Genomic DNA, 2,895 nt, shown 5'->3' on the forward strand with positions numbered 1-2,895 from the left:
TGAGCGCGTCGAGAACTGTGCCTCGCCTTCTTCCTCAAGAACTTGTAAAGCCGCATTGAGCAGAATGTCTCGTGTATTCATACGACCAATATAGCACCGATATACAATCGTGTCTATATCGGTGCTATATTAGCGTAACAGCAGTTAGTTCAGTAAACGACTGGGGGGGGGTGAGCGTATACATTAGAATGGTCTAGTAGGTTGAGTGTCTTACGGCTCCCTTCCCCCTTAAGAACCGGACGTGACCGTTTCCGGTCATCCGGCTCAAGTCACTCTGCGGTATCCCGAACCTAGTTGTTAGCGGCGCGGGATGCACTTCTCCAGACCACTTTCCCATGTACAATGGCCTCACGCGTCGTGAGAAAACGCCATGGGTTGTCCGGCAACGTGTCGTGTCCATACTTCTTGTGATATTGCTGTTGACACGAACGATGGGTGACGAATAATACGACTATCCCTATTGAGTGAAGCCCGAGTCCAACAAAAAGGGGATAGCGGACTGACCGAATGTTAATACGTGGTATAACTAACATGTAAACCGCAAGCGTAGTTAGAGCAGACACTAATGGAAACACAGAAAGCATAGAATTACTCACGTCGTATGCTTTTGTTACGAATAGTGGCCAGAACGTTGTTTGTACTGTGCTAAAGCTGCTCAAAAGAGCCATTAGTATTACACACAAGAACAAACGTGGTTTACAGATTTCGGAAACGAACACGCTCCAACCGCTAAAGGTCAGAGCTAGGACCGTTTGACCTGCGCATTCTTCTATACGCCGTTTACCTATTGAACTCTCACACGACATGTAATACTGCAGGACAAACCTTATTGTCATCATCGCCATGGAGAAGATGTATATTGCTCGCATGGTGGGAACCAAAGTGAACCTGTCAATGAAGATACCGGCTATAGGCGCAATAAACCCCGCGACCAATCCTGTTAAATTAAGCAACGTCCATTTGATATTTGGTCCACAAGCAGTGGGTAAAATGACAGTCGGACATGAACTGGAAAAGACAACAGAATTGAAGTTGTTTCACAATCACATGACGATTGAACTGGTGGCTCCTTATTATGGATGATTTACGGCGAGCAAATAATCCCCTTTAAGAACTGTATTGGCTTTTCGCTACAGTTACTTAAAGGGGACCGTATTAACCTCTGTCTAGGATTTTCTTTACTGAGGGGGAAATTCTTACTTCACTGATAAAGGTTGACCCCAGTAACAGGACAGCACCTATAATTTGAAAGGTAGCCATCCTTTCGCGGAAAACAAAGGCTGAAATCAATAACGAAGTTAGGGGGTCTATATAACTTAATACAGCAATACTTTGACCTTTTAATCCTTTCATTCCAGAAAAGAATAGGTAAAAGCCGATTCCTGTATGCAGTACCCCTAACACTACAATTATGACAACAGAATACCCAGATATCCGAAATAACAGGAACCCTGTTGTTAGTAAAACGTAAGGTATAAGCAATGCCGCCGATAACAAAAGTTGTAAGAGTGTGTTTTCAAGTCCATTCAAGTCTCGGATAAATTTGTTGCTCAAGGTCAAGGTTGCATAAAAAGCCGCCGCAACCAGCCCATAGAAGATACCGAGCAGATGATGACTGGCTCCGTCATTTCCACCGCTCAGTACAATACAAATCAATCCGATAAATCCTGCACAAACACATACAACTTTTTTAAGCGAAAGCCTTTCCTTTAGCACAATCGGTGACATCACGATGACTAATACGGGAGCAAAATAATAACTTAAAGCCGCGTTCGCAATCGTGGTTTCCTTATAGGACTGAAAAAGAAATATCCAATTTCCACTGAGAGCAATACTCGATACTAACAATGAGAATGTATTTTTCTTGATGTTCCCTATCGAAATTGGATGCTTGGAACAGATGAAGATGGTTAGCAGAAAAAAACTTCCGATTAAACTCATGTATAGAGCAATTTCATCTGAAGCTAGATTGATTAACTTGGCAAAAACTCCGATTGCACCGAAGATAATCATCGACAAAATGAAGTATATTCTATTTATCACTCACAGTTCCCACTTTCTACCGAGTATGATGTACGGACACAGGATGCCAGCTACAACATGGACGCGGTAGAATCCACAGGAAAGTATTGTCGATCTTAATGTAAATACCTAACAGTAGATTCTACCGTTAAGCATTTACTGGCGGGGCAATAAAGTTAAACATAATGTTCGTCCTCCGTTTCGAGTACATTATTGGATTCAAAACTACACCTCATTTTATCATGGTAACAAAAATTCGTTACATCTTGCACATACGAGGGCGAATGTCTAAGAAGGACTCGGCCCGTCGATACATAAATATACAATATTGATCCGGAACTGTTACTGCGCTACTCGGGGCGGCTATCTGCAATATGATTTCTACCTTAAACTGATGCCGGGCTCTACTTTTATAGCGAGACGGTAAATTGGAGGACGAGAAAATGAGTAAGGTACTGCACGTCGCCCCTTTACCAGGATATCCTGATGAGATTGGCCGTTGGTTGTGGGCGATGCAGATAACTCGGAGCAGAACGTTGGAACTAGTCGAGGGTCTTGATCAAGTCACTCTGGATTGGGAAGGGCCGGACGGACAGGACAACTCCATCGGCACATTGCTTTACCACATTGCGCTCGTCGAGATGTCGTGGCTCTATTTAGACATTTTCGAGGAGGAGTTCCCGCCTGCGGTCAAGAACAACTTCCCATTTGACATGGGTAGGTCCAATAATCGGCTTACACGTGTCGCCAATGTCTCACTGAAGGAACCCCTTGGTCGGCTTGTACGAAGTCGATCGATCTTCCTTGATGCGTTTCGCCAGATCACGCTAAATGATTGGCGGCGTATACGCAACCCAGCGGACGTTGAATATG

Annotated in this window: 2 protein-coding genes and 1 pseudogene; 2 read left to right on the forward strand and 1 reads right to left on the reverse strand. The window is 44.0% G+C overall.

Annotated elements, in window-relative coordinates; translation table 11 throughout:
- Positions 1–990: 990 nt before the first annotated feature.
- Positions 991–1,077: pseudogene (locus tag ACFSB2_RS26700) on the forward strand (shikimate kinase); the annotation flags it as partial.
- Between the two features lie 78 nt (positions 1,078–1,155).
- On the opposite strand, the gene ACFSB2_RS26705 reads toward ACFSB2_RS26700, so the two are convergent.
- Positions 1,156–2,043 carry a DMT family transporter gene (locus ACFSB2_RS26705; protein ID WP_377946293.1) on the reverse strand — a complete coding sequence of 296 codons (888 nt, stop codon included), beginning with the start codon at positions 2,041–2,043 and terminating at the stop codon, positions 1,156–1,158.
- Between the two features lie 422 nt (positions 2,044–2,465).
- Between ACFSB2_RS26705 and ACFSB2_RS26710 the strand changes: the two genes are divergently transcribed.
- Positions 2,466–2,895: DinB family protein (locus ACFSB2_RS26710; protein WP_377946294.1), on the forward strand; the 430-nt coding region annotated here is incomplete at its 3' end.

The organism is Alicyclobacillus fodiniaquatilis (assembly GCF_042678105.1).
Classification (GTDB): domain Bacteria; phylum Bacillota; class Bacilli; order Alicyclobacillales; family Alicyclobacillaceae; genus Alicyclobacillus; species Alicyclobacillus fodiniaquatilis.